Raw genomic sequence first — 790 nt, forward strand, 5'->3', positions numbered from 1 at the left:
AATTCGAGCTCAAGAACGGAAACGGAAGACTCGGGGGCTCCGCCCCCGAACCCCCGTTCATTACTGAACGAAGAAGAGATCCGGAGGAGCCGGGTCTCACGGTCTAACCAAAGTGTCTACGGAATCGGGGCAGACCCAGGTGCCTGGCGCGGTGGGACTACCATCTTCATGCGTGCACTGCTCAGGAGGTACGGAGTAACTGACCGCACAGTGTGGGTCGCTGACTCGTTCGAGGGCCTGCCTGTCCCCGAATCCGCGTCTGATGGGGCAGATCTGAGCGATGTAGAGCACCTGAAGGTCTCGCTGTCACAAGTGAAGTCGAACTTCGCGCGTTTCGATCTGCTCGACGATCAGGTGCGATTCCTCGAGGGCTGGTTCCGCGATACGCTCCCATCGGCGCCAATCGAGCAGCTGGCAATCCTGCGGCTCGACGGAGACCTCTACAGTTCGACCATGGATGCACTGCGCAGTCTCTATCACCGGGTCAGCCCCGGCGGCTATGTAATCGTGGACGACTATTTCTCCTGGGATTCCTGTCGCCGTGCAGTGACTGAGTTCCTGGAGGAGCTGGGGATCCAGCCGGAGATTCACAGGATCGACTGGACCGGTGCCTACTGGCAAGTAGAGCGCTAGCCCGGACTACTCATGCGGCTCTAGCCCGAATAATTCATGAAGAAGTCGCGTTCCTGAATTGAAGAAGGCCCCAGTTGCGGTAGAAACGTGTTGCGACACGCGTTTCCCCTCAACAAGGGCCCCTTCATGAAGCCGGATACTACCGCACAGACTGTCA

At 58.6% G+C, this 790-nt stretch carries 1 protein-coding gene; it reads left to right on the forward strand.

All coding sequences use genetic code 11. The annotated features are described in order from the left end of the window. Positions 1 to 633: macrocin O-methyltransferase (locus tag GY937_24370; protein MCP5059850.1), on the forward strand; the 633-nt coding region annotated here is incomplete at its 5' end. Positions 634 to 790 lie beyond the last annotated feature (157 nt).

This window comes from bacterium, from assembly GCA_024228115.1.
Classification (GTDB): Bacteria; Myxococcota_A; UBA9160; order UBA9160; family UBA6930.